This is a genomic window from Subtercola vilae, from assembly GCF_004923255.1.
GTDB classification, from domain to species: domain Bacteria; phylum Actinomycetota; class Actinomycetes; order Actinomycetales; family Microbacteriaceae; genus Subtercola; species Subtercola vilae.
This window is the reverse complement of record NZ_QYRT01000021.1, coordinates 52273-60655: the sequence shown is the minus strand read 5'-3', so window position 1 is coordinate 60655 and position 8383 is coordinate 52273. Positions and strand designations below refer to the sequence as shown.

Genomic DNA, 8383 nt, shown 5'->3' with positions numbered 1-8383 from the left:
AGGGGAAGGCGGGGCGAGGGAAGGCGGGGAGGGGCGGTGCGGTGCGAGTGGAGAAACGAACCGACTCAGAGGTCGAGCGCCACCGCGGCGTCGAGGGCGGCCTCGATGCTCTTCTGCCAACCGGTCATCAGCTTGCCGGCGTCGTGGTCGTACAGGCTGGTTCCGTCGACGAGGTTCGACGAGCACGCGCAGATCATGCCGGCTCGCAGCTTTCGAAGTCGCGCCACCACGAACAGGGCCGAGCTCTCCATCTCGACGTTCAGAATGCCGAGCGAGTTGAGCTGGCTGATCCATTCGGGCGTCTCGGCGTAGAAGGCGTCGTCTGAGCAATTGATGCCCGAGAGCACGGCGAAGTCGGCGGCCGACCCGTTCGAGCCCGCGCCAGCCAGGGCATCGGCGGCGTTCTTGAGCGCGATGGTCAGTTCGAGGTCGGGCACGGCCGGAAAACCGGGGTGCGCGTAGGCCGCGGTTGTTCCGTCGTTGCGGAGTGTGCCCTCGCTCACCAGCAGGTCGCCCGGGTTGATGCCGGGCTGCAGGGCGGCCGAACTGCCCACGCGAATGAAGGAGGTGACGCCCACCCGGGCGAGTTCTTCGACCGCAATGGCCGTCGACGGGCATCCCATGCCCGTCGAGGTAGCAGTGATGAACTTGCCCTTGTACCAGCCGGTCATCGTTCGGTGCTCACGGTTGTGGGCGACCTCGGTGACGTCGGTCAGAAACTCGGCGATCAGCGGCACCCGAAACGGATCGCCGGGGAGCAGGGCAATGGTGCCCACCTCGCCGGGAGCGATACCGATGTGGTACTGGCGCGCGTTCACGCCCGCCTGAGACTTGTCAATGATGGTGGTCATGGTGCTCTTTCGGTGGTCGAACGGATGCCATGCGGCGGTCTCTACTTGCCGGTCGACTTGCCCGCGTTGGGGCCCCACTTGGCCAGCACGGCCGTCTCGACGAATGTGGCTACCGTGTACAGCAGAATCGAGACGAGTGTGATGAGCACCACGATGGCCCAGATCTGCCCGTACTGCGACTGCGACTTCGCGGTGGTGATGGCAGCGCCGAGGCCTTCGTAGGTGAACAGCCACTCGTAGAGCATGGCCCCGGTGATGGCGCCGGGAACGGCGATGCGCATCGAGGCGAAGAAGTAGGGCAGGGCGGTGGGAATGGCGACCTTGCGCATGATGGTCCAGCGGCTGCCGCCATAGACCTTGATGAGGTCGACCGACTGCGAGCTCACCGATCGAAAGCCCAGCGTCAGGTTCACGAGCAGCGGGAAGAACACCACGACACCGCCGATGAACGCTGCCGTGACGAGGCCGTTGCCGAAGACCAGAAAGATGACGGGCGCCATCGCGAGCAGCGGAACCGTGCGGAGCAGCATCGCAAGCGGCATGAACATGAACTCGATCGGCCGAATCAGCGTGAACAGCACCGAGATGACGACTGACGCGCCCACCCCGAACACAAAGCCGATGGCGGCGTGGCCGAGTGTCACGCCGAGCAGGCCGGCGAGCACATCACGATTCTCGGCCGCCGTGGTCTTGCTCTTGGCCGAGTCGACGAAGAGGTAGTTGAAGACATCCGCCGGGGTCTTGGCGATGAACGGGTTGGCGTGCAGAAGAACGATAGCGAGGTTCCAGAGCAGGCCGAGGATCACCGCGCTGATCACAATCGTCAGCACGGTGGTACCGAGCCGCCGCCCCACATAGCGCAGCGTCGAGGCCGTCTGGGGGCTGATCACGGCGCGCGAGAGCGTGGGGGCGTGGGTGGGTGCTGCGGTGGCCATCAGAAGCCTTCCCCTGCGCGTGCGTCTCCGGCCGACCATGGTGTCGCCAGGCGGCCGATGCGGCCGATGACGAAGTAGGCCAGACCAGCGACGCCGCCGCAGATCAGTGCGATTGCCCAGAGTTTGACCGAGGCGGCCGTGGCCTGGGCGGCCAGCAGGAGGATACCGATACCCGAATCGACTCCGACGAGAAAGTACTCCCCGAGCACGGCACCGAGAAACGCGGCCGGTGCGGCCAGCTTGAGAGCCGCCAGAATGCTCGGCACGGCAGCGATGAGGCGCACCTTGAAGAGCTGGGTGAGGCGAGAGCCGCCGTATGCCTTGATGACATCGAGCTGTGTCTCGCTTGCCGCGTTCAGCCCCAGGATCGTGCCGATCACGGCGGTGAAGATCACGCTGAGTGCCGCGAGGAAGATCGAGGTCGAGCGCCCGCCCGCGGGGGAGAGCAGCGTGACGATCGGCGCGATGGCGGTGAGCGGGATGCACGAGCAGACGACAGCCAGCTGCGTCGAGAGGCCCTCGAGCCACGGAATCAGCAGCACGATGAACGCCAGGAAGAAGGCGATCAGGTTGCCCCAGAGAAAGCCCCAGAGCGCCGACATGCCGGTCTGGGCGATGGCGTTCCAGTACACGCCGTCGGTCAGGTCGGTGAAGAGTTGCACGAACACGTTGAACGGCTGCGGAACCGACTGGGTGAGCGAGAAGAAGGTCACCGAGATGAACTGCCAGGCCAACAGGATGACGATCACGCCGACGACGGCGCCCACCCACGGCGGCATCGACCGAACCGACTGCATCGATCCGAGGAACGACCGCCGTGCGGGGCCGCGCGCGGTTTCTGCGTCGATCGCGATGCTCTCACCGAGTTCGATCTCGATGTCGTGCTGTACGTCAGTCATCGACGACCGTTCCGTGGGCACCGAACAGAATCTCTGAGATCTGGTCGACGTAGGCGTGGAATTCGGGGGTGCGGGTGAGCTCGGGCAGGCGCGGGCGCGGCAGGTCGATCTCGACGACCTGGGCGATACGGCCGGGCCGCGAACTCATCACGGCGACCACGTCAGAGAGAAAGACAGCCTCGCTGATGCCGTGGGTGACCATGAGTGTCGTGGCAGGCTTCTCGCCCCAGATGCGCAGCAGCTCGACGTTCATGCGCTGGCGCGTCATATCGTCGAGGGCTCCGAACGGTTCGTCGAGCAGCATGATGGTGGGTTGCACTGCGAGGCAGCGGGCGATCGAGACACGCTGGCGCATGCCGCCGGAGAGCTGGGCGGGCTTGGCGTTCTCGAAGCCGGTCAGCCCGACGAGCTTGATCAGGTCGTCGATGAGACCGGGTGCGGGGGTGATGCCGGCCACTTCGAGCGGCAGGCGAATGTTCTTGGCGACCGAGCGCCACGGCAGAAGAGCTGAGTCTTGAAACGCGATGCCGGTCTCGTGGCCGCGCTGAATCTCGGCTGCCGACTTACCGTTCACCACGACAACGCCCGAACTCGGCTTCTCGAGCCCGGCCAGGATGCGGAGAATCGTTGATTTTCCGCACCCTGACGGGCCGAGAAGCGTGAGGAACGAGTCTTTCTTCGTGCCCAGGTTGATCTCCGACAGGGCCTGAACCGATTTGCGGCCCAGCTGGAACGTCTTGGTCAGGCCTTGGATGTTGATGCCCGTGGCGAGATCCGGCCTTCCGGCCGGGTCGCTGGTGGCAGCCGTGAGCAGGCTCGAAGGGGAAGTGACCATGGTGTTCTAGTTTCTCTTATCGAAGACCGACAGAAGGCGCGGCGACTAAGACGCGGTGGGGATGGTGAAGGACTGGATGAGCTCGGGGTGCTCGGCGTAGACCTCTTTGATCAGGCTCATGTCGAAGAGCTGGTCTGCGGTGATGACCGTGCCCATGGCGGCGAGCGACGTGATGTTCTCAGCGATCAGCTCGTCGGTCATGGTGAACAGACCGTTCTTGTTGACATCGGCCGTCAGAATCAGTCCGTTCTGGGCGGTGGCCTCTTGAGTCTGCTCGTCGAGGTCGAGCTTCTGGTCTTTTCCGTACGTGTTCACAGCGTACGCAGCGTTACCGGCGGGGTCTTTCACTGCGTCGCTCCAGCCCTTGATCTCGGCGACGAGGAATGCCTTGAGAAGGTCGCGCTTTGTGTCGATGGAATCTTGCGTCACAGTGAACGTCTCGGCGACGAACGGCAGGCCGTTGTCGGCGAAGCCCAGAATGACGGGCGTGAAGCCGTCTTTCTTCGCCAGAATGGGCTCATTCGTGATGTACGACATGTGGGCGTCGTAGGCGCCGGTCTCGAGCGGAGCGATGTCGTACTGCGTGGTGACGAGCGTCACGTCGGCCGTGGTCATGCCGTTGGCCTTCAAGAAGCCCTCGAACGTGATCTGGTTGCCGCCCGACTGAACGCCGATCTTCTTGCCCTTGAGGTCGGCGATGGTGCGGATGGGGGTCTTCTCGGCCAGAGACATCAGGCAGAACGGGTTCTTCTGGTACGTCGAGCCGATGATCTTCAGCGGTGCGCCCTGCAGAACCGAGGGGCCGGTGATCGAGGGGCCAGAGAGGCCGACGAGCGACTGGCCAGAGAGCAGGGTCTCTTCTGCGCCGGTCTGGCCGCCGCCCGCGAGCAGGGTCACGCCGGCGAATCCTGCACCGGTGTAGTAGCCCTTCTCGGTGGCATAGTACTCGCCGCCGAACTCGATGTTCTTGATCCACGAGAGCTGCAGAGCGATGGTGCCGAGACTTCCGGCTGCGGCGGTGGCGCCGGCGCTGGCAGCGGTGGTCGAACCTGAGGTCGAAGAACCGGTGCTGCAGGCAGCCAGAACGGCCGTGCCGCCGATGGCCAGCGCACTCAGGCCGCCGATGCGCAGAAAGCCGCGTCTGTCGAACGGTTTGTTCAGGATGGGCGGGGTGGTGAAGGCATTCATGTGAACTCCCAAGTCTGCGGTGGCGTGCAATGTCAGTGTGTCGACCCCAAACGCTGTGAGAAGTCGACTTCACTACTGAAGCGAAACGCTACTTCGCGAATGTTACCGCCGCATTTCGGCGGCGTTGCCTTCGGTCGCCGGGCGCACGAATCAGTAACGTCATGGGTATGACTGACCCATCGCAGCCGAGCCATGCGGCCCGTCGGGAGGCCCTGCTCGTGAGGGTGGTCGACCACGTTCTCGAGAATGGGATCAGCCAACTCACCTTGCGCGAGCTCGCCGCGGCTGCGGGCTCGAACAACCGCATGCTGCTGTACTACTTCGGCACTCGCGAGAATGTGATCGTCGCAGCGCTCGAGGGCGCTGAACGGCGCTTTCCCACGATGCGTGCCATCATTCCGGCCATCGACGACACCAGTATTGCCCTCGAGCAGCGTCTGACCGATGCGTGGTGCACGATTTCTGACCCTGCGAATCTGCCGTTTCATCGACTGTTCTTCGAGATCTTCGGCCAGGCCGGCTTTCGTCGCCAGCAGTTCACCGAGCTTCTGGGCGACATCGGTACCGAGTGGGTCACCCACGTGGCGAAGGCGTTCGAGCACGAAGGGGTCGACCCCGAGCGCTCGCTCGTCTTCGCGCACGAGATCGTTGCGCTCTGGCGGGGGCTGCAGGCCACCTTGCTCAGCGTGGGCGACGCCGCGCTTGTCGACCGGGCGGCACGGGAGTCGACCGCGGCCCTGGTCGGGCGCCTGAGGCCGGCGGCATATTAAGAATCTGTTTCGGCGCGCCCGTGCATGTAAAAGTTTCGTTTCGTCGCCTGCGGCTCCGTGAACCATTTGGTTCACTGGGAGCATGAAACAGATCCACTTAGGTGTTTTCGAAGTCGCTGGCCCTCAGGTCGGCGGCACCCTCAGCTGGCCGCACCCGCGAAGTGATTCGCTGCGGTACCACGAACTCGATTTCTGGATCCACATGGCCCAGCTGCTCGATCAGGCGGGTTTCGACTTTCTGTTCTTCGCCGACGGCTTCGGTTTTCCGTCGATCGACGGTGACCTGCCGGAGCTTGCCGCCCGCGGCGGCATCAACTTTCCCGGCATCGACCCGGCGCTACTGATTCCCGTGCTGGCGCAGGCGACCGAACGCCTCGGCTTCGTGGTGACGTCGTCGACCGGCCTCGATCATCCGGTGCAGACCGCCCGGCGCTTCGCCACCCTCGACCACCTCACCGGCGGCCGCATTGGCTGGAACATTGTCACGGGTGCCTCGGCGAACACGGTGGCCGAGCTCTTCGGCCACAGCACGATGAAGGCGCACGACGACCGTTACGACCAGGCTGACGAGTACGTCGACCTTGCCATGACGCTCTGGGAGGGCTCGTGGGAAGACGACGCCTTCATCGGCGACAAAGAGAGCCAGGTGCTGGTCGATCGCTCGAAGCTGCACCGCATCACGTTCGAGGGCCAGCACTTTCGTTCGACGGGGTACTTCACGGTCGACCCGTCGCCCCAGCGCACCCCCGTTCTGTTTCAGGCCGGCACCTCGGCCAGGGGCCGGGCGTACGCTGCCCGCAACGCCGAGTGCGTGTTCGTGCAGGGCACGACGGTCGCGGCCACGAAGGCGAACGTCGCCGACATTCGTGCCCAGGCGGCCGCCCTTGGGCGCGACCCCGAGTCGGTGAAGATCATGGTGGGCCTCACCGTGACGGTTGCCGAGACCAGCGAACTCGCCGCCGCCCAGCGCAAAGAGTTCGACGATCTGCAGACCGATGAGGTCGTGGCCGTGCTCTATGCCGGCAACACCGGAATCGACCTGCTCGCGCTCGACCCCGACCGTGACCTCACCCAGCTGCACGACGACGGCGGGCCCATCGGGCAGATGGGCCAGAGCAACATCGACCGCTTCATGGGCAAGAACGGCGAACCCGCTCTCACCGTGCGTGAGATTCTCGACCAGCTGCGCGGGCGCGGCACGCGTGGCCTGCAGCTCGTGGGCGACCCCATCGAGGTGGCCGACGAACTCGAGCGCCTCGTCGACGAGACCGGGCTCGACGGGTTTCTGCTCGAACCCATCTTCGCGCCCGCCGACCTCGAAGACTTCGCGCGGCTCGTCGTGCCCGAACTCCGTCGGCGCGGTCGCATGCCGGCAGCGGCCGCTACGGGAACGCTGCGCGAACAGGTTCTGGGTCGGCCGGGCGCGCACCTGTCGGCCGACCACCCCGGTACGAAGTTCAGCGTGACGAGCGCCGAGTGATCAGCCAGCCCGGCGACCGCCTGCTGGTCGCCGACTTCGTGGTGACGATGAACGCCTCAAACGAGATCATCGCCGAGGGCGCGGTGCTCGTACGTGGTTCGGTCATCGAGGCGGTGGGCCCGGCATCCGATCTGATGGCCCAGTACCCCGGCGCCGAGGTGACGAGGCTGGATGACCGGCTCATCATGCCCGGCCTGGTGAACTCGCACCACCACTCCGGGGTTCTGCGGGGTACCGCAGAGCACCTGCCCGTGTGGGAGTGGCTGCGCCTGCACATCGACCCGATGCACCGCGTGCTGCAACCGGCCGAAGCCGAGGCTGCATCGTGGCTCTGCTACGCCGAAGGGCTGCTCTCTGGCACCACCACCGTGGTCGACATGTGGCGCTACATGCAGGGCAGCGCGCGGGCGGCCGAGGTGCTCGGAAACCGGTTGGTGACGGTGAACTATGTGGGCGAGCATCCGCAACACGACTACTTCGACACGCTCGACGACAACGAGGCGATGCTCGACGAGTGGTCGGGAGGCGCCGGCGGCCGCATCTACCCGTGGGTCGGGCTCGAGCACCTGTTCTACGCCGACGAGGCCGGGCAGCAGCGGGCCATCGCTCTGGCGAAGAAATACAACACCGGGTTCTACACGCACTGCAGTGAGTCGGAGATCGAACTCGCTGAGTTCGACAGTCGGTATGGGTCGAGGCCCATGTTCGCCCTCGAGAAGCTCGGCTTCTTCGATGTGCCGAAGACCATGCTGGCGCACGCGGTGTGGCTCGACGACAGTGAGATCGAGCTGATCGCGCGCCGCGGTGTCGGTGTGTCGCACAACCCGGTGAGCAACATGAAGCTGGCGAGCGGCATGGCGCCGGTGGCGGAGTACCTGGCGGCCGGTGTCGCCGTGGGCATCGGTACCGACGGCGAGAAGGAGAACAACAACCTCGACATGTTCGAGGAGATGAAGGTGGCGTCGCTGCTCGGCAAGCTGCGAAAGATGGATGCTGCGGCGATGGACAGCTGGGCCGTGCTGCAGATGGCCACCACCGGTGGTGCCCGCGCCCTCGGCCTCTCGCACGAGATCGGATCGCTCGAACCGGGCAAGAAGGCAGACCTCATCGCGGTGCGCACCGATACCCCGCGCATGACTCCGCTGATCGGTGACGGCATCTATGCGAACCTGCACCACAACCTGGTGCACGCCGTTCGCGGCAGCGATGTCGACCTCACGATGGTCGACGGCCGGGTGGTCGTCGAGGGAGGCGAGCTACTCTCGGCAGACCTGCGAGACGTCATCGACCGAGCCCGGGCCGTGGTGCCGGGGCTGTTCGAACGACGGTCGGCGTACCTGGCCGGCGTGGATGAACCCGGCGGCGTGTTCGCTGCACAAGCCGCAGCACCAGCCCCTGCCCCGACCAGCATGAAAGACTGAAGCT

General features: G+C 65.2%; 8 protein-coding genes. 3 read left to right on the top strand and 5 right to left on the bottom strand.

The window, feature by feature from the left end:
* Nucleotides 1–65 precede the first annotated feature (65 nt).
* From D4765_RS11645 to D4765_RS11625, 5 genes are read right to left on the bottom strand one after another with little or no spacing between them, the layout of a single operon-like run.
* A complete protein-coding gene (locus D4765_RS11645) occupies nt 66–851 on the bottom strand; it encodes a nucleoside phosphorylase (RefSeq protein WP_136642472.1) in 786 nt (261 codons plus the stop codon).
* Between the two features lie 41 nt (nt 852–892).
* On the bottom strand, nt 893–1786 hold the full coding sequence (locus tag D4765_RS11640) for an ABC transporter permease (protein ID WP_161580430.1): 894 nt from the start codon (nt 1784–1786) through the stop codon (nt 893–895).
* Complete coding sequence (locus D4765_RS11635) at nt 1786–2685, bottom strand: ABC transporter permease (RefSeq protein WP_136642470.1); 900 nt, start codon at nt 2683–2685, stop codon at nt 1786–1788. The genes D4765_RS11640 and D4765_RS11635 overlap by 1 nt, the downstream gene beginning before the upstream one ends.
* Complete coding sequence (locus D4765_RS11630) at nt 2678–3520, bottom strand: ABC transporter ATP-binding protein (RefSeq protein ID WP_136642469.1); 843 nt, start codon at nt 3518–3520, stop codon at nt 2678–2680. The genes D4765_RS11635 and D4765_RS11630 overlap by 8 nt, the downstream gene beginning before the upstream one ends.
* Nucleotides 3521–3565: 45 nt before the next feature.
* Complete coding sequence (locus D4765_RS11625; protein ID WP_136642468.1) at nt 3566–4708, bottom strand: ABC transporter substrate-binding protein; 1143 nt, start codon at nt 4706–4708, stop codon at nt 3566–3568.
* A gap of 167 nt (nt 4709–4875) precedes the next feature.
* Between D4765_RS11625 and D4765_RS11620 the strand changes: the two genes are divergently transcribed.
* From D4765_RS11620 to D4765_RS11610, 3 genes are all read left to right on the top strand, one after another.
* On the top strand, nt 4876–5478 hold the full coding sequence (locus D4765_RS11620; RefSeq protein WP_161580429.1) for a TetR/AcrR family transcriptional regulator: 603 nt from the start codon (nt 4876–4878) through the stop codon (nt 5476–5478).
* Nucleotides 5479–5560: 82 nt separating this feature from the next.
* Nucleotides 5561–6958 (top strand): NtaA/DmoA family FMN-dependent monooxygenase, encoded by a 1398-nt coding sequence (locus D4765_RS11615; RefSeq protein ID WP_136642466.1) that lies wholly within the window; start codon nt 5561–5563, stop codon nt 6956–6958.
* Nucleotides 6955–8379 (top strand): amidohydrolase family protein, encoded by a 1425-nt coding sequence (locus tag D4765_RS11610; protein WP_201799297.1) that lies wholly within the window; start codon nt 6955–6957, stop codon nt 8377–8379. The genes D4765_RS11615 and D4765_RS11610 overlap by 4 nt, the downstream gene beginning before the upstream one ends.
* The last annotated feature ends 4 nt before the right edge of the window (nt 8380–8383 follow it).